This window comes from Streptomyces sp. NPDC004134, from assembly GCF_042874195.1.
Taxonomy (GTDB): Bacteria; Actinomycetota; Actinomycetes; order Streptomycetales; family Streptomycetaceae; genus Streptomyces.
Genome location: NZ_JBIAMS010000028.1, coordinates 1 through 17392 on the forward strand (window position 1 = coordinate 1; position 17392 = coordinate 17392).

At 66.5% G+C, this 17392-nt stretch carries 9 protein-coding genes and 1 pseudogene; 5 read left to right on the forward strand and 5 right to left on the reverse strand.

Translation table 11 applies throughout. The features are described 5' to 3' along the window. On the forward strand, positions 1-409 hold a 409-nt coding region (locus tag ACFYVJ_RS28470; protein WP_388897256.1), incomplete at its 5' end, for a transposase. Positions 410-889: 480 nt separating this feature from the next. On the opposite strand, the gene ACFYVJ_RS28475 is transcribed toward ACFYVJ_RS28470, so the two are convergent. Next, the gene (locus tag ACFYVJ_RS28475) at positions 890-1633 is read right to left on the reverse strand and encodes a HEAT repeat domain-containing protein (protein WP_388897259.1); all 744 of its coding nucleotides are present in this window, start codon (positions 1631-1633) and stop codon (positions 890-892) included. Then, on the reverse strand, positions 1630-10776 hold the full coding sequence (locus ACFYVJ_RS28480; protein WP_388897262.1) for a DNRLRE domain-containing protein: 9147 nt from the start codon (positions 10774-10776) through the stop codon (positions 1630-1632). Before ACFYVJ_RS28480 ends, ACFYVJ_RS28475 begins: the two co-directional genes overlap by 4 nt. Before the next feature lie 431 nt (positions 10777-11207). Here ACFYVJ_RS28480 and ACFYVJ_RS28485 point away from each other — a divergent pair, with 431 nt between their 5' ends. The 3 genes from ACFYVJ_RS28485 (at position 11208) to ACFYVJ_RS28495 (ending at position 12434) form a co-directional block, all read left to right on the forward strand. Further along, positions 11208-11681 carry a hypothetical protein gene (locus ACFYVJ_RS28485; protein WP_388897265.1) on the forward strand — a complete coding sequence of 158 codons (474 nt, stop codon included), beginning with the start codon at positions 11208-11210 and terminating at the stop codon, positions 11679-11681. A gap of 70 nt (positions 11682-11751) precedes the next feature. Further along, positions 11752-12024, forward strand: a complete 273-nt coding sequence (locus ACFYVJ_RS28490) for a CopG family transcriptional regulator (RefSeq protein ID WP_388897268.1) — start codon at positions 11752-11754, stop codon at positions 12022-12024. Beyond that, complete coding sequence (locus tag ACFYVJ_RS28495) at positions 12021-12434, forward strand: type II toxin-antitoxin system VapC family toxin (RefSeq protein ID WP_388897271.1); 414 nt, start codon at positions 12021-12023, stop codon at positions 12432-12434. Before ACFYVJ_RS28490 ends, ACFYVJ_RS28495 begins: the two co-directional genes overlap by 4 nt. Before the next feature lie 987 nt (positions 12435-13421). Here ACFYVJ_RS28495 and ACFYVJ_RS28500 read toward each other — a convergent pair. Both ACFYVJ_RS28500 and ACFYVJ_RS28505 read right to left on the reverse strand, forming a co-directional pair. Further along, positions 13422-13607 carry a hypothetical protein gene (locus ACFYVJ_RS28500; RefSeq protein WP_388897274.1) on the reverse strand — a complete coding sequence of 62 codons (186 nt, stop codon included), beginning with the start codon at positions 13605-13607 and terminating at the stop codon, positions 13422-13424. A 74-nt stretch (positions 13608-13681) separates the two neighbouring features. Continuing rightward, positions 13682-13855, reverse strand: a pseudogene (locus ACFYVJ_RS28505) (site-specific integrase); the annotation flags it as partial. A gap of 345 nt (positions 13856-14200) precedes the next feature. Here ACFYVJ_RS28505 and ACFYVJ_RS28510 point away from each other — a divergent pair. Further along, a complete protein-coding gene (locus ACFYVJ_RS28510; RefSeq protein WP_388897276.1) occupies positions 14201-15463 on the forward strand; it encodes a YncE family protein in 1263 nt (420 codons plus the stop codon). 280 nt (positions 15464-15743) lie between these two features. Here the strand turns inward: ACFYVJ_RS28510 and ACFYVJ_RS28515 are convergent, their stop codons facing one another. Next, positions 15744-17303, reverse strand: coding sequence for an ATP/GTP-binding protein (locus ACFYVJ_RS28515; RefSeq protein ID WP_388897279.1), 1560 nt, complete (start codon positions 17301-17303; stop codon positions 15744-15746). Positions 17304-17392: the final 89 nt, after the last annotated feature.

Sequence of the window (17392 nt, forward strand, 5' to 3'; positions counted from 1 at the left end):
ACGCTCCCGGCTGATATACCGGCCCTGCCCGGACGCCCGCCCCGACGGCCGCAAGAGCTTCTCCTGGAAGGACTACCGCGATCTGATCCAGACCGCCCACCACCAGCTCAGCGGCCCGATCGTGCTGGTCTGGGACAATCTGAACACCCACCTCACCGCCGGAATGCGCCGCTACATCGCCGCCCGCGACTGGCTCACGGTCTTCCAACTGCCGCCCTACGCACCCGACCTCAACCCCGTCGAGGGCATCTGGTCCGTGCTGCGGCGCTCCGTCCTCGCCAACCGGGCCTTCGCCGACCCCGACGATCTGATCGCCACCGTCCGGCAAGGTTTACGTCGGCTCCAATACCGGCCCGACGTGCTCAACGGCTGCCTCACCGGCACAGGACTCCGACCCGCACCACCATGACGACACCACGCATTCAAGGTCAGTAGGAGAACGCCACGGTCGGCACCGGAGCTAGGACGGTGACCCAGTGCGTCGTCAAAAGACTGCGCCAGATCCCCGCACGTGGCATCGAGCGCCGCTCCGCCCACCGCAGCGTCCTCGTCGAGCAGGAACGCGACCTCTGAGGTGGTCATCTCGTCGGCCGCGTCGTAGCGGAGAGTGCTGCCGGCCTTCAAGTTCCCCGCGTATACCCAGCGCGTGCCGGGCACGTCCTCTTCACCACCTGGAACGCGCTGCGCAACTACGCCGAACTCGCCCCCTGCCGACGCCGACCTCCAGCACTTCGTCAACCTCGTCGACGACCGCCACGAGCCTGACGAACCCCCGCCCGCAGCAGGTCTCGTCCGCTGGCGTTGCCGTCGGCGTTGCTGTCAATCACGTTGCCCCACAAGAAATAAATTTCTGGTGGGGCAACGTGCTTCACGAAGGACATTCCCGGAATTAAGCATCTATACGCTTTAGTGCCTTCTTGGCCTGACTCCGAACATTCTCGTCAGGATCCTCCACAAGGGGGGCGATACGCTTACGCGCTTCCTTGAACTTCATCTTTCCAAGCGCTTCGATTGCAGAAGGTGCAACACTGGAGTCATCCACCAGGTCAAGTAGGATTCCGGGCACTCTGCCGTCCTTCGTCTTGGGAAGCGACAGAACGATCTGACTCCTGGCGTCCCCGTATTCCCGGGCCGTAGCAAGCGAGATCAGATCGTTGGCGACACTTGGCCCTGCGAATACGAAGAGCCCATTGCCGATCACCCAGCGGATATGCTCCTCGCCAGGCTGCGAATCCTTCGGCCGCATGGGGTCTTCCACTCTCGGAGGAACCCGAAAGAGCTGCAGGAAGATCGGAAGCACCTGCTTCTTCGCGAAGGGAACTGAAAGCGTTCTGACGATGTCCTCAACGAGCGGAAGATACGAGATCCGCGAGAGCCAGTCGACTAGCACTGGCACCGCGGCCTGGTACTTCACGCCCCCGCGACGCAACTCGCCCACGCTGCCGACCGGAAACCCGTATTCGGCCAGGTCTGCCAGCACACCTGCGGCACTCTCTGCATAGAGTTGACGACGCTTGACCACGTAGGGGTCGCGGGACTTTGCCGCAAGCGCCCCCGGACTGTTGATCGCCGCCTGCTTCTCGGCCTGGGTGAGCCGCCGACCAGCAGTGGGGGGTTCATTCATTTCCGTCATGGCAGGTTCCTGATGAGATCGATTTCGCCCGAATTTACCCTGGCCTGCAGCGGCCCGGACAGTCGCGTGCTGCCGCGGACATAGAGTTTAAACTGGTATCCGTTTGCCGCGGCATACTGAAGGTCGTCCCTGATCTGGGTAGACAGGTGTTGATATTTTACATTCTTCACCTCGCCAATCACACCAGCAGTGTGGTCCAGTTCATCGGGTATCCGAGTGCGGCCGTTTATTCGGAGCTTCTCGGTATTCTTGGTGATCCCCGCCGCAGTTTCGCCCACCTGACCTGCCCGAACACACGCCGCTCCTCCTGCGTTATGCACGAGCACCGGCGTGTTTCCGGCGAGTACATAGTACGTGTGGATGTCGCGGATGGTCAGGTCGTGGGTGGTCTGGCGCTTGGTGTAGTGGTCGGCGGCCTGGACGGTGGCGGTGCCGCCGGTGGTGGTGCGGATGGTTGTGCCGGGGAGGAGGTCGCCGGCGTTGATCCATTCGCCTGCGTACTCGGCCCAGAACGGATGGGTGGTGGTGGCGGTGAGCTGACCCGTTTGTCCGTTTTTCGTGGTGAGCGTGAGGCGGACGAATTTCTTATCGTCGTGGGTGGTGATGAGTCGTTTGACGGTGCGGATGGTGGTTTTACCGGTGTCGGGGTCGGTGACGACGACGCGGTCACCGATCTCGACGTCTTCAATCTTCCTGGTTTGGCCGTCGGCGAGGAGGACGCGCGTGCCGGGGGTGAAGCTGTGTCGTGTGCAGAGTCTCCCCAGCCTCAGCACCTTGCTCGCGCCACGGGTAGCTGCATCCGCGATCACCCAGGCGCACGCTCCGCCGTCACGCTCCTTGACACAGGCGATGGCATCCCGGATACCGAGGACTCCCAGGACATCAAGGCCAGGGCTGTCGAACGATATCCAGCCCAGGTCCTCGGCGGCATCGCAGAAGCTGTCTTGGTCCTCGGGGTTGTGGCACCGGTTTGCCGTCCACATCTCGATTTGTTCCTGATAGGAGCGTGTCGGATAAAGGGCCGCCAGCTCCTTCTCCGTCGGGATGCGTTGCCCTTCAACTTCGATTGAGGAGCCATCCTCGTCCGGCGTGATGGCGATTTCCTCGTCCGGGCTGGGGATGTAGCCGGTGTTCTGGTTGTGCCCGGAAGGGCAGGCCGCCGCTTCCCCACCTTCGCCCCCGCAGGCGAGGCGGTGGCCGTCGAGTTCGATGTTGGTGGTGGGGTTGCCACCGGTGAAGGCGTAGCGGTTGCCGGTCGTAGGGTCGGTGCCGAGTTGCATGTCGGCCAGGGCGCCGTTGTAGGTGTCGCGGGTGAGGAAGCGGTTGAGACCGGGGCTGTAGTTGCGGAAGCCCATGTCGTAGGTGCTGGTGGAGGCGTCCCAGCGTTTGGCGTTGAACCGGTAGGGGTTAAAGGCTTCCTTGTCAGGATTCACCGGGTCCGGTTTGTCGATGCCGGTGAACTCGGCGTCGTTGTCGGTGCCGTAGGCGGTGTAGCCGTAGGTGGCGTCGGTGTCGCCGTCCTCGCCGGTGACGGTCTCGACGTCGGAGTGGCTGTTGTAGCCGTAGACGCCGAGTTGCTGGGTGCCGTCGGGTTTGTGGGTGATCTGCGACAGGCGTTGTCCCCCCGGCCCGTACTGATAGGACTTGGTGATCTCGGATCCGACGCGTTCGTCGAGGACTTCCTTCGACAGGCCGAGGTAGGTGAAGTCGGTCGTCTTCGGGCTTGAGCTGCCGACATCGGTGGTCTTGGATGTGGTGCGGTCCAGCGGGTCGTAGATGTACTTCGTCGTCGCCGTGGTGTCGTCTGCCTGGAGCTTGGTGTGTTCGGCGACGTGGTCGAAGCCGTCGTAGGCGTTCTGCTCAAGGATCTTGCCGTCGGCGGTGACCGTCTCCAGGCGCCCGTAGGGGTCGTAGGTGTAGGCGGAGGTGAGGCCGCCGGAGCCGTCGCCGGTGGCGGTGGCCTGCTGCAGCCGGTTGAGGTTGTAGTCGAAGCGGGTGTTCACACCGTCGACGGTCTGCTCGACGACGTTGGCGTTGGCATCGTGGCGGTAGGTTTCGGTGCCGGCGCCCAGACCGGTCTTGTCGAGCTTGGCGATGCGGTCCGCGGGGTCGTAGGTGTAGGTGCTGGTGGTGTCCGCCAGCGCGCCGGTGTCGGCGTTCATGCGGCTGAAGACGTCTCTTGCCTTGTTGCCGTTGGGGTCCCAGTCATAGGCGTGGGAGGCAACCAGGGCGCCGTCGTTGGTCTCCCGGTCGGTCTTCAGTGCGCCGTTGGCGTAGTAGTCGTGGTCGAGAAGGTTGCCGTTGGCTTTGGTCTCCGTGTCGACCATGCCGCGGGGGGTGTAGGTGTAGCTGGTGGTCTTGCGGGTCGGGTCGGTCTCCGAGGTGGTGTCGGCGATCTTGACGGTCTCGAGCAGGTTGCGCGCGTTGTAGGTGTAGCCGGCCCACTGGTCGGGGTGGGTGACGGTCTCCGGTTGGCCGTTGGCGTCGTAGGTGAAGGCGGTGGCCTTCTTCTCCTCGCCGGCCAGGTTCTCGGTGACCTTCTCAAGCTGGTTCAGCCCGGTGTAGGCCATCGTGTAGGCATCGATCTTGGCGCCCGAGCTGGTGTCGTCGATGTCGGTCAGGTTGCCGTTGAGGTCGTAGCGGTAGCCGAAGACCTTTTCCTCGGTGTCGGCTGCCGCTTCGTACGAGCGGACCAGCTTGACGGCGTCCGCGCTGACGGTTCCCTGGCCGGTTCCGGAGACGGTGATCGACTTGGTGCCCTGCTTGTAGCGGTAGGTGCCGAGCTTCACCCAGCTGTTGGCGTTCTCGGCCTGGTCGATCTTCTTGGTCGCGGGGCCGCCGGCGTGGTCGATGCGGTAGGTGGCGGTGCCGGCGTCGGACTTCTGCGGGTACTTGGCGTAGGCGGTGTACTCGCCGTCGCGGGGGACGACTGTCTGCCAGGTGAACGTCCCGTTACCTGATGCCTGGCTGCGGTGGTTGAACCCGGTGTCCTTCGGATCGCCCGAGAGCGGGATGGACTTCGACGCCTTCCAGGACCCGGAGGTGGAGGTGTGCTGGGTGTCGGAGTTGTCGACCAGCACCACGGCGGAGCCGTCGGGGACGCCGGAGTCCTTCTTGGTCTGCAGGGACCCGTCGGGGTAGTAGGCCCAGTCCATCGGGCGTTTGGAGGAGCCGCCTGCGGAGGTCAGCAGTCGGCTCTTCTGCTGGCCGAGGTCGTTGTAGTCGTACTCGGTCTTGATCTCCCACGGGTCGGTGGCGGTGCGGATCCAGCCGGTGTCGAAGTACTCGTAGGTGGTCTCGTTACGGACCGTCTGCCCCTCCGAGGGGGGTGCCGAGACCGTCTTGACCCGTCCGACCTCGTCGTAGAGCGTCTCGGTGTAGACGTCCGGGTTGTTGTAGCGGGCGTCGGCCGGTTCGTAGGGCTGGTACTGCCGCTCCGGCCGGTTCAGTTCGTCGTAGGTGGTGCGGTGGGTGTAGTCGTCCGGGGTTGCGGTGTTGACGCCGCGGGGGGTTTCGACCTTGGTGGGGTTGCCGGCCTGGTCGTAGGTGAACTTCGTGGTGCGCGTTGTGGTGTCCGTGTACGGGACGCGCTGCTCCACCGGAAGGCCGCGCTGGTCGTAATCTACCTCGGTCGTTTTCCCGGCCTGGTCGGTCCTGGCGATGACCAGGGAGTCTTTGTCGTAGGTGGTTGTGGTGGTTTCGCCTGCGGCGTCGGTGACCGTTTCCGGGCGGTGGTTGCGGTCGTAGGTGGTGTGGGTGGTGAAGTCGGTGGTGTCGGGGGTCTCGTTCTTCTTGGGGTCGATGACGTGGGTGACGTTGCCGACGTCGTCGTAGCGGTAGGAGAGCTTGTCGCCGTCGGCGTTGACCAGGTCGGTGAGCTGGTAGATCGCGTCGTAGGTGTTGGTGGTGACGAAGTCGTCAGGGTTGTCCGCTGTCGCGACGCCCTTGGGTTCGGTCGTGGTGAGGAGGTTGCCGACGCGGTCGTAGGTGTAGCGGGTCTCCCGGCCGGTGGTGTTGTTGTCGGGGGCGGTGGCCGAGGTGGTCTGGTCGGCTTCGTCGTAGACGGCGGTGGAGACGGCGCCGTTGGGGGCGGTGGCGCGGGTGATGTTGTCGTTGGCGTCGTAGACCGGGGCGGGGGTGGTGATGAACTCACCCGCGTCCTGGTCCTTGGGGACGACGCTCTCGCCGGGGCGGCCGTAGGTGTCGTAGGTCTGGGTGGTGGTCTTCTTCCGGGCGTCGACGACCTTGAGGACCTGGCCGCGTTCGTCGTAGACGAAGTCGGTGCCGTTGCCCTTCGGATCGGTGATCAGCTCTGGGTAGCCGGTGGGGGTGAAGTTGGCGTTGATGGTGGTGTTGTCGCGCGGGTCGGTGGCCGTCTGGAGCTGGCCGTGGCCGTCGTAGGTGTAGCGGGTGGTGTAGTCGCCCGCTTCTTCGGTGGCGGTGCCCTTGGGGTCGGTGACGGTGAGCAGGTTGCCGTGCTCGTCGTAGGTGAAGGTCCAGGTGTGGCCCTCGGGCGAGGTCTTGTGCCACAGGTCCTTCACGTACTCGTCGCCGACTCGGGGTGAGTACTCGTACGCGGTGGCGTTGTCGGGGGTGGCGCCGTCGGTGCAGACGGCCGGGTCGGGGACGCCGCCTGCTGCCTTGTTCTGTTCGGCGTCGCGTTGCCAGCGGGGGTAGCCGGTGGCGGGGTCGTAGCAGTAGGCGGTTTCGGCGCCGTTGGCCTCGCGGAGGAGGGTGACGTTGTTGTCCGCGTCCCACGACAGTTCGGTGGTCTCGTTCTTGGCGTTGGTGGTCTTGACCGGTCGGCCGAAGTCGTCCGTCACATAGGTGGTCGCCTTATCCTGGGCGTCGGTGACCGTGGTGTCGGTGAACTTGACGTTGCCCGTGTCCGGTGCGTAGACGAAGCCTGTCGGGTTCTGCAGGCGGTCGGTGATGGTCTTGGTCCACCAGTGGTACTTGGGGTTGTCTCCGGCACCGGGGGCGTTGTACTCGAGCCGGGTGGTGTTCTGGCGTGGGTCCTGGACGCCGGTGAGTTTGACGTTCTTGTTGCCCTGCGCGGCGTCGTAGGTGAAGTCGAATTCCTTGGGCTGTGCGCTGCCCGCGCCGTCGACCATGCGGCCCAGCAGGCCCTTGGTCGTGTAGAAGAAGGCGAGTTTGCGGCCGGAGATGTCGGTGACCGACTTGATGTGGTCGTAGATCTTGGAATTGTTCAGCTTCCCCGTATCGGTTTCCTGCTGGCCCGCGTCGTTGATGAAGTCGTACGACGCGTCGCCCTTTTGGTAGTACTCGATCTCAAGGGACTTCCGGCCGGCGGGGTCGGTGATGTAGTCGAGGAACTTCACCGGCTTGTTGTTGGACTTGCGCTCGGTATACGTGTACGTCTGCGTGTTCCCGTTGGGGTCGACGACCGAGGTCAGGTAACCGTCGCAGCCGAAGTAGAACCGGGTACCGTCCGGGCGGGTCGCCGTCCAGGCGTCCGGGATCGGGTCCTTCGCCGGAGTGCAGTCCAGGTTCAGTTTGGGTTCGAGCTTGTAGTGGACGCCCGCGGGGGCTTTGAAGGTGCCGTCTTCCTGTTTACGGAAGACGTGGGTGGTGCCGTCGCCGTCCGGCCAGCGGACCTCCGTGGGGCGCGGGTTGGGGTGGAAGTCCAGCGGGGCGCCGAGGCGTAGTGGGCCGGCGGCCTGGGCGGACCAGCCGTGGCCGGTGATGGTGTCGGAGGTGTCGAGGGAGTTGTAGGCGACGCGGAAGAAGGTGTTCAGGCCGCGGCCGGGGTTGGTGAAGGCGTCGTAGGACCACACCGCGTTACCGGCGGCGGTGTTGTTCATCACCGTCGAGCCGGCGCCGGTGGACGTGCCGGTGTAGGAGTAGAACTTCTCCAGGCCGAGTTCGTCGGAGGTGGGGTCCTCCACCGCGACGCGCTGGGTGAGGCCGGGGATGCCCTCCTGGTCCGACAGCCACCTCTTCACGTCACCGCGGTACACGTCCCAGGTCAGCTGGTAATCGGTGCGCTTGTTGCCCGAATCGGAGTTGATCGGCGTCTTCACCTGCGCGATGACGGTCTTCTCCGTGCCCGGCGGGATGCTCGCCGGCAGTCCGGTGACGACCGGCTGCCCCAGGCCCGGCGGGGTGCTGCCGTCGGGCAGGGTCCACCGGTACGACAGCCCCCAGGTGCCCGGGTTGGCGTTCAGGGTGAAGTCGGTCGTGTTGGTGAACGTGACCTCGACGTTGTACGTGCTGTTCGGGGTCATCCGCTGCGGCGTGTCAGGTGCGTAGTACGTGGACTCGGCGGTGGCGTCGACGTAGATGACTCGCATCAGCGGACCGAGCTGCTGGTCCTGGCCCTCACTCGACAACCACAGCGACCGCTCCCGCGGACCGGTGGCGGACTCGTTTGCCAGCTTGACCATCGCGCCCTTGTTGGACTCAGGCGTACGGACCCAGCCATGGACCATCGACGTGGCATTCCACGTCTGGCGGCCCACCTCGTTGCTCCACTGCGGCACGGTATGCGAGACGGTGGCGCTGTGGTCTCCGCCGGGCTTGGTCCAAGCGGTGGTGGCGTTGGCGTTATTCCAGGTCGCGGTCGTCTCATCGAAGCTGCGGTCGAGGGGGCGCAGCTCGTAGCCCGCGCCGGTCGACCCTGTGTCCCGGGTGGTTTCGGTGCCCCACATCTGCAGTTGGGCTTCGAGGACGGTCGCGGTGGCGGGGATGGTGGAGGTGTCGAAGTCCAGCGCGGCGCGGGTGGTGCCGTAGGTGTCAGAGTTGTTGCCCACGGACAGCCAGTTCTGCCCCACGTTCCAGGACTGGATGGTGTCCTGGTTGGTGTTCGGCTGAGCCGAGGACAGCGTCGTGTCGGCCACCGTCCCGCCGGCGGAGCCCTGGATGAGTTTCATGGTCCGGCCCGCTTTGGGGATGCCCACGATCCGGGTGGGCGAGCCCAGCAGGTCACCGTCTGCCGTCTTGACCGCGATCTGGTAGTAGTACGACTTCCCGATCTCCGGACCCGGATCCGGCGACGGCGTGGCGGTCGTATCGGTGAAATGGTCTGCGGTCTGCTCACCGATGGGGGCGATGAGTGTGGCCGCTGAGGGGGTGAACGCCTGCTGGGTGGAGCGGTGGATCTGGTACTCGACGAAGTCCGCCCCCGCATCGGCGGTGGTGTTGGCGTACGGCTTCCATTTCAGCTCCGGGCCGGTGCCGTGCACGACGGTCGGGGAGTCCAGGGCCGTGCCGATGCGGCCGTAGGAGACCGTGAGCCTGGGGATGGAGGAGGTCTCGCCGCCGTAGATGCCGTCGCCCGCCTCGTACCGCGGCCCACCGCGCGCGTCAACGCCTGTCGGGCCCTCGTCGTACGCCTTGAGCACGAAGCCGTTGTTGGGCAGGGTGCCGTTCACCCACTCCTGCACCGAGTTCTTCACCGGGAAGTTGTGCCACTGGTTGTACTCGCCGACGTCCTTCCACAACTCCGCCCGGTTGACCAGCCGCACCGCGTCCGCGACGTTCTTGCTCGACGCATCCCCGGTGTCACCCAGCTTGATCGTGTTCGCCGTGCCCTTGGCGTAGCTCAGCTCCTCCGTGCCCAGGTCCACCCACCGACCGGACGTCCCGCGCTGGTCCACGGTGAAGTTCGCCGTGCCGCCGCGGTGCTTGATCTCGTACGGCGCCGCCGACGCCGCGTCGCCCACCCCCGGGATGTACACGTCCGTGAGGTAGCTGGCGGTCTCGGGCACGTCGGGCTGCCAGGTGTACGACTCGCCTGTGGCTGAGTTCTGGTTGTAGCGGTAGTCGGACTCGATCCCGGCCCCCGCGATCCGGGTCCAGTCGCCGACCGCGGCGGTGCCGGCGCGGCCGTCGTCGAGTTGCACCTTCGTGCCCGACAGATCGCCGAGCAGGTTCTTGGTGTTGTCCCAGGTGGCGGTCGTCTCGTCCCAGGGTCCGGTGGCCTCGTGCGCCTCGATCTTCACGCTCTTGTCGCCAGTGGTGTGCGTCTGGTCGTAGTACAGGCTCAGCCGGGCCGAATCCACGGTCACGCCCGCCGGGATCTCGTTCAGCGGGAACTTGATCAGCGAGCGGGCCACACCTGTTCTCGTGGTGCCCACCGAAAGGTTCCATGCCGGGGCGAAGTTCACTCCGGGCTCGTCGGAGAGCACCATGACGTCCTGCGACTGGGACGGCGACGGCGCGATCGTGATGGTCGGGTCGATCTTCACCGGGTACTGCCGCTCCTTCGCGGCCAGCCACCCCGCATCCGGGGTCAGCGTCAGCAGCCACTGCTTCCCGTGGCGGCTCAGCTTCTGCGTGACCTTCGGACTCCACGCCTTCCCGTACGGGGAGGAGGCGTCCTTGACCGCATCCGTCATGAACGGCGCCGGGATCACCAGCACCGGCTCACTGCTCGTCTCGTGGAAGAACGCGACCGAACCGTCCTTACGGGACTCGGGCGTCAGCCCCTCGGTGACGTCCATGGTGAAGGCGAACGACACCGGCCCCTCAGGCCGCTCGTTAAGGACGATGTCCTCCTTCACCTCCCCCGCACCCACCCGGTACGAGATGTCCGCACCGTTGATCGCGTCGGGGTAGGTGACCGTGTCGCCCCCGGCCCGCGGCTTCAGCCCACCGCTCGCATCCTTCAGCCCGAACGTCACGGACTGACCCAGCTCCCCCTCGACCCTCAGCAGCCGCTCGGCCGAATCGCCGAAGTAACTGCGCGCGAGGTTGGTGGTATTGGCGTACACGTAACCCCTGGCATCCGATTCCGCCACCGCGGTGTCGATCGCCTTCCACGCCCCGCCACGCGTCTCGTACGACGTGGGCGCGGCAGCAAGCTCCGCCTCGACACCGCCGTCCGACATCCGCCAGAACCGCGCCTCCGGCGTACGCCGCCCGGTCAGCTCCTTCACCCGCTTCGCCGCCGGCTCGGCCTTGCCCGCAGGCAGCTTCTCCCGGCTCGCAGGGTTCCGGCTGTCGCTCGAGGGCGGCTCGTCGTCATCCGGATCGTCGTCGCTGAACCAGTCCCCGATGGTGTCGACGACCCCGCCGGCCCCGGGCGTGGAACCCGCCGCAAAAGCCGGCTGCGGCAACAGCGTCACCAAAAACGCCGCCGCCACCGCCGACGAAACGAACCGCCCCAGCCGAGCCTTCATTCCGCACCCCTTCACGCCATTTCCCCGCGCGTGAATACACGCGGAAAACGGCACGCCGAATAACCGGCGGGGCAAATGCCCGGCCAGCACAACGCACGCAGTGCATGGGGGGTAGCCGCCCGATCTTCAACGGGTCGCGGTGTACCTGTCAAGTGTTTGGCGATATCCATGGAAACTTGGACAAATTGGCCGCAGTGAGCGACACATCGTAGCGCCGCGTACACGCAGTGAATCCCTCAGCTTCCGCTGGTCAACGCACCACAGCGGGGTGGTCCGCAGCCGCGTGCCGCCGGAAACCGAGACTCACCCGTGCACGGTGAATTCTCGCCAGAACGAGAGAGGGGATAGCCACTCTTCCCCTCTGCAGGCGGGCGTGTGACACTCTCGGCCTGCCAGGAATTCAGTGCCCGAAGGCGAAGGGATCCTCACCCATGCCTACCGCGACGACCGCGGAAGCCGAAACGGATAACCCGCACCCGCCACCCGGATTCCTCTCGCGGCACCGCCGAACCGTCACCGCCGTCCTTACCGCCACCGCGCTTGCCGCAGCCGCCCTCCTCGGCTACACCCTCACCCGCGGCGACGACGCTCCACCCGAGCAACGCCCGGTGCCCACTGCCCCGGTGACGTACACCGTCGACGGCGAAGGCACCGCCCAGATCACCTACGTCGCACGAAGCACCACCGGCGCCGGCACCACCGTCCAGGCGGCAGCCCTGCCCTGGCGCAAGACCGTACGCGTACCCCTCGGCAAAACCCCCACGATCACCCTCGTCCTCTCCGACGACGGCAGCGAGGCCACCTGCACCCTCTCCATCCGCGGCAACCTTGCCCAACGCGCCACCGCCACCGGCCCCCACGGCCGAGCCACCTGCAGCGCAGACTTCCCCCGCCAAAACCGCTGACCCGCGGGCGGGGGCCGCCCAGGAGAGATCTCGCCAAGGCCGAGAGGGGATGAGAGGTAGGATAGGTAGCATGAGCGAGCCTACTTCGAAGTACTCGATCACCATGCCCCGCGACATCGCGGAAGCCGCCAAAGCCCGTAGCGGCCCCTCCGGCCTGTCCGCATACGTCGCGAGCGCCGTCGCCAGGCAGGTCGAACGAGACAACCTCAACGAGCTCATCGCCGTCGCCGAGGCTGAGCACGGCCCCATCACCGACGAGGAGATCCACGCCCTGCGTGACCAGATGCACCAGGCCCGCCGCGATCAGGCCGGGCAGACGCAGGGCGGAGCGGACGCCGCGTGACCCGCTCCCCCGCCGTACCCGGCGGCACACTGGTCCTCGACAGCGAGGGCCTGGCCAAGGCAGTCCTGCGCGACCGCACCGTCACCGCCTGGCTCGCCCTCGCCCGCGCCGACGATCTGCGCGTGATCACATCCACGGCGACCCTCGTCGAGGTAGTACACCCCCGCATCAACCGCCCGGCCCTGGAGTGGACGCTCTCCCGACTCGTCATCGAACCGGTCACTGAGCCGATCGCCCGTCACGCTACCGTTCTCCTCGCCGACGCTGGCCTCCACGGCCACAAGCACGCCATCGACGCCATGCTCAGCGCCACCGCCCTCGCCGCCCCCAGGCCGGCGACGGTTCTCACCTCAGACCCCGAAGACCTCACCGCGCTCTGCGGAACAGGCGTCACCGTCATCAAGATCTGAGTCTTGGCGCCTTGGCGAGCGTGATCGTGGAGACGTGACATGCCAAGGATTCAAGCTGAGGTGCCAGAACTCGCTGCGAAACTGGCGACGTGATTCCTGCGCACATGAACGATGCCCCGCCTCCGACTTACACCGACAGTGTCGACATACCGGTCTTGTTTCGCGACAAGCCTGCTGGCCGGCCATGGAAGCAGTGGCGCACCGCAACCGCGCAGCCCTGGACGGCGGGAGCCGCCTTCCCTGCGACCAACGGCTGGTACGCGCCAAGCACGACATGGCGCGAAGTACTGAAGGCCGCCACCAGGTGGGCCGTGATGTCACGCCGAACCTGCAGCGCATCCCGCGGTTGGCTCTGGGAGAGCTGGTAGCCCGAGTCGCACCGCTGTACGCGTACATCGGAATGCACGACTTCACCCCCAAGAAGCCAGTGGCACCAACTCCTGCCTGGCGGCCAAGAGCCCCCGGCTCGACCTCGACACGGGCGCGGGTCTTCTCGAAGCGGCGACCCCTGAAACCTATCTCGCCTTGCGCGAAGAGGACCTTCCCCATCGCCAGTACTGAGATAAGCCAGGACACCGGAATCTGGGCGGAACCGGTTGAAATCGTGCATTTCCAGATCGCGGGAGATCCACGGGACAGTATCCCTGACAGTGCGTCACCTAAGCTGCTGAACTGCAGAGATTCCTGGGACTGCCACGGCCTCCGGAGCCGTGTGCGCAGGTTCGAATCCTGCCGGGGGCACCTCGTTTGAGGTGCCCAAGACCCCGTGACCAGCGCAAGCGCTGAGTACGGGGTCTTCTTGCGTACGCAGCCGAATGCCGCCGGAAGCAGCCCCATGTCACTGATCACGTAATGACCACGTAATGATCTTCGAAGCGCTTTCCGCCGATCAGAGTCGCTTTGTGAGGTCACAGAATGCCCAACCGAGCACGATGAGAGCCCCGGAAGATTCCGTGGCTCTCATCGCGTCCAGCACGTTCTTCCTTGTCAGTCGTCCTGTGTCCCACCAGACTCGCGTACGGCTTCTGCCAACTCCAGTAACGCGTAGGCGATCGCGTTCTGAGCGAGGACGCTACTCAGGTGCACCCGGTCGTCGGTGTCCCTTGCGTACTCCTCAGCCCAATCAGCTATTCGCTGAGCCTTGATCCCGTTTGTTCCTGCTTCCTCTGCCACGTCACCCTCCCCGTCCGTGCTCGGTCTTGACCGCGAAGTTCTGCCCATCCCCCACACGTGGGCAAACCGCCACATCAGGTGTCACGGTCCTCGTCGCCGAGGCCCAGCATGATCAGGTCATTCATCTCGTCCTCTTGGCCTTCGCTGCACTTGGCGTAGATCTTCAACAGCACGTCGACCGAGTGACCAGCGCGGGCGGCCACCTCCGGCGCAGGAACGCCGGAGTTGAGCCACTGGGAGACGCCCCTGCGGTGCATCCACTGGCGAGGGCGACGGACGACGCTTCGTGGCGTTACGCCGCGCCGTCATGCCGGTGCTCTGGAAGTCGGAGCCAGAGACCGGGCGGCTTTCGCCGGCCTGGGCCCGCCAGCCTGACCAGGAAGCGCAGTAACGGATTCCGATGGGCAGCCGCAGAGACGGTATGGACACGTCATCCTGTCGCGCACATCGGCAGGGCCATTCGCACCGGGAGGTCACCCATCCTTCGCATACCCAGACGCGCGGCGGGCGTCGCGCTCACCGCGTTACTCGGCACGTTCGCGCTCTCACTTCCCTCGACTCCCGCCACGGCCACGCCCGGTACGGCAAGCGCGATGGCGGTCGAGCTGCCCATCTCGTCGTACTGGGAGACGGTGGTCGAGAGCAGCCGTCAGAGGGTCTTCCTCAGCGATCCGACCGGAGACAGCGTCCTTGTAACGGACTACGAGGGACAAACCGTTGCGCACCTGACGGGCATGGCGGGCGCCTCAGGGCTGGCGCTTTCGCCTGACTCCGGCACCGTATACGTGGCTCTCAGAGATGCCGACGCCATCGCCGCGATCGACACCGACACGCTGACGGAGACCGCACGCTACGCCACCTCGCCCAACACTCCTGTGTCACTGGCACCAGCCGGTGGGAAGATCTGGTTCGGGTACAGCGGAACCGAGCCGCTGGCACCTGGCGACATTGGCTCACTCGACGTGTCCGGAGAGCAGCCTGTGCTCCGGACAGAGCAGGGCGGGAGCTGGAATTCGGCACCCTTGCTCGCCTCGGCGCCCGCGGCCCCGGATCGCCTCGTGGCCGGGGAGAAGAATCTGGCGCCGGCCTCCGTCGCGTCCTACGACGTCAGCACCGGCACCGCACAACTGCTGGACAAGCAGCGCGACTTCGGCCCGGAGGGCAGCGATTATCTGACGGATATCGCGGTGAGCGCGGACGGAGAGAGCTTCCTTCCCGCCACCGACGTGTTTCCCAGGAGCGAACTCCAGGTCTTCGATATCGATGACCTGTCGTTCCGCGGCGCCTATCCCATGACCACCGACGCCAATTCCGTCGACATTGCACCTGACGGCACCGTGGCTGCGGGAGCTTACCAGTCGGACGGCGACGACCTGCACGTGTTCAAACCGGGAGCGTATGCTCCGCTGCAGAGCGTCGATCTCGATCTGGCCCGGTCGAGTTATCTCCTGCCCCGCGGGGTGGTTTGGGCTCCGGACCGGAGCCGTATTTTCGTGGTGAGCCGGGGCGCCGACAGCTTTTCGCTGCACGTTCTGGACGGCGGCTTCGGAACCGCACCGACGGCGCTGGCCCTCGATGCCCCCGCCACCAGCAAGAAAAACAGGGAGTTGACCGTCACCGGAGCCCTGACCCCGGCGGGGACCTTCGGTCCCGGCACGGCCGTGACCGTGACCCGCTACGACGACGGTCACCCGACGGGTTTCCCCGGCGGCAGCGCCACCGTAGGAGCCGATGGCGCCTTCTCGTTCACCGACCGCCCGAGCGATCCCGGTCAGGTGACGTACGAGGTGTCCTACGCCGGCGACGACTGGCACACCACGGCCACGGGTGCGGCCACCGTCGAGATCACCAGGTAGACCAGCCTCCCGTCCCGGTCTCGCCGCCGAAGCGGGACCGGGACGGCATGGGATGACGATCACTGTGTGTACGCCCCAGCAGCTTTCCGGGGGGGTGGAGAACCGTCGTGGCCTGGTTGGGTGTTTTGAAGGGACGCCCGGCGCGATGTCTTGCTTGCCGGGCGTTCGGTCGTGTGGCCCGTGGTCGCTGGAGGGCTTCTTGCGGCGTGCCAGATGCGGTGGCCGGTTTGTGGGGGCGGGGAGGGCGCAACCGGGTGGGCGTGTTGGGTGCGGTCGGGGCTCAGTCGGCGGATCGGTCGTCTTCTCTTCTTGTGACCGGCGTCGGCCCCGGGGCGGGGCTCTCCGGCCGTGGTTCCGGTCCCTCCGGCGTGTGCCAGCGCTTGTTCGTGTCGTTGACCTCCAGCTCCGCCGTCGTCAGGTCTACGTGCAGGGGGATCCCGGGCCGGCTGCCGACCTTGACCAGGAAGTTGCCGAGGCCCGGCGGCTCGGCGCGGCGGCCGCCGGCTGCGTCCCAGGCGGGCGGTGTGGACCAGTCCACCAGCAGGCGCTTCTCCGCCTCCGTCAACTCCACGACGTCGGTGAGCTGCGGTATCTCCGCCGGGGGCAGGCCCGCGCAGATCACCATGCCGGCGCGTTCCACGAAGCCCTTCGCCTTGGTGCGTTCCTCCTCCGAGGACAGCGCGAGCAGGTCGTCGATGCTGTGGGTGATCATGGCCAGGCCCACGCCGCGCTGGCGGTCCAGGCGGGTGAGGGCGTTCACGCGGTCGACCAGGCCGCGGCCCGCCTGGAGAACGCGCCACAACTCGTCCATGACGAGGAAGTAGTTGCGCTGCGGCTCCAGTCCCGCGTCCGCGAGCGCGTGCGCCGCGGAGACCGCGCCGAAGCCGTACGACCAGCAGGACAGCAGCGCCGCGGCCTGCAGCAGGACCTCGCCGTCGTCGATGCCGCTGACGTCGAAGCAGACCGGGCGGTCCAGCTTCATCGCCTCCGTCGTCGGCCGGGAGAACGTGCCGCCCAGGCGGCCCTCGCCGAGCAGCGCGGTCAGCGACGCCTCCAGGTGCTCCGTGATGTCCCGGTAGCGGGCCATGTCGCCCCGGTCGAGGGCGACCGAACGCACCGCCTCCGGCGCGTCCTTGATGACCCGCACCAGGTCTGCGAGCACGGGAATCCCGTTCGGGCCGGCGCCCGATCCGTGCCGGTCGTCGAGAACCTTCAGGGCCGCCGAGAGGATCGTCTCCTCGCGGTCCGTCGGCGGCGCCGAGCGCAGGATGGTCACCAGCGCGGAGACCATGTGCAGCCGGCGGCCGCGGATATCGGCGAGAAGCCGGCGCCGGGCGCCTCCGGTCAGGCGGGACGCGGCCTGCAGGGACGTGCCGGGGTCGAGGACGTTGAGGTTGCCGCGGCCCCGGCCGAGGCTGATGACCTGTCCGCCGATCGCGCGGATGAGGTCGGCGTAGTCCGGCTTCAGGTCGCCGAAGACCAGCGGGTGGACGCCGTAGCCGGCGAGGCCGAGCGCCATGCGCCGGACGACCGTCGACTTGCCGAGCCCGGGCCGGCCGAGCACGAACATCGACGGGTTGGCCAGCAGTCCCGTGCGCATGAACCACGACACGGGGTCGCAGCACACCGTGGCCCCGGAGTCCAGGTCGCGGCCGAGCGGGACCCCGACCATCGGGGTCCCGGCGCCCGCGCCGAACGGCCACAGGCCGCACACCTGCACGGACGTACCGCGCCACTCCGGCGCGGGGTCGACGTAGCCGACCGTGCCGCCGCCGGGGCCCGGCCAGCCCCGGGCCGTGGGGCGCGGCCGTCCGCGGAGCTTGCCGGGCATGCGTGGCATGGAGTTTTCTCCCTCTTGTTTGCGGTTTCGTAGCCTTCGTTCCGTTTCGGGTTCTTTCGGTTCTCACTTGCCGGTCCGGGACTCTGTGC

What these genes read in the sequence shown, in the direction of transcription:
- ACFYVJ_RS28475 (WP_388897259.1), bottom strand. Translation starts at nt 1,633, where the DNA reads ATGACGGAAATGAATGAACCCCCCACTGCTGGTCGGCGGCTCACCCAG.
- ACFYVJ_RS28480 (WP_388897262.1), bottom strand. Translation starts at nt 10,776, where the DNA reads ATGAAGGCTCGGCTGGGGCGGTTCGTTTCGTCGGCGGTGGCGGCGGCG.
- ACFYVJ_RS28485 (WP_388897265.1), top strand. Translation starts at nt 11,208, where the DNA reads ATGCCTACCGCGACGACCGCGGAAGCCGAAACGGATAACCCGCACCCG.
- ACFYVJ_RS28490 (WP_388897268.1), top strand. Translation starts at nt 11,752, where the DNA reads ATGAGCGAGCCTACTTCGAAGTACTCGATCACCATGCCCCGCGACATC.
- ACFYVJ_RS28510 (WP_388897276.1), top strand. Translation starts at nt 14,201, where the DNA reads ATGGCGGTCGAGCTGCCCATCTCGTCGTACTGGGAGACGGTGGTCGAG.
- ACFYVJ_RS28515 (WP_388897279.1), bottom strand. Translation starts at nt 17,303, where the DNA reads ATGCCACGCATGCCCGGCAAGCTCCGCGGACGGCCGCGCCCCACGGCC.